Source organism: Polaribacter sargassicola, from assembly GCF_021991835.1.
GTDB classification, from domain to species: Bacteria; Bacteroidota; Bacteroidia; order Flavobacteriales; family Flavobacteriaceae; genus Polaribacter; species Polaribacter sargassicola.
On the sequence record NZ_JAHDAU010000218.1, the window covers coordinates 1 to 284 of the forward strand.

Genomic DNA, 284 nt, shown 5'->3' on the forward strand with positions numbered 1-284 from the left:
GGGCGACATGATGGCGCACCCCAAGGCAGACGAGCGTACGGGCGAGCTGATGTGGTTCGACTATGGCCCCGACATGAACTTCATGCGTTACGGCATTATCGGCGCGGACGGCACCCAGACGCATCTGACCCAGGTTGATCTTCCCGGCCCGCGGCTGCCGCACGATATGGCCATCACCGAGAACTACACGGTGCTGATGGATCTTCCGCTCGTGCAGGATCAGGCGGCACGTGCCGCCGGCAAGTACCGCATCTACTACGACAAGTCGCTTGTGTCGCGCTTTG

1 protein-coding gene is annotated in these 284 nt (G+C 62.0%); it reads left to right on the plus strand.

The genetic code is table 11. The features are described from left to right. On the plus strand, nucleotides 1-284 hold a 284-nt coding region (locus KI686_RS17695), incomplete at both ends, for a carotenoid oxygenase family protein (protein ID WP_237590413.1).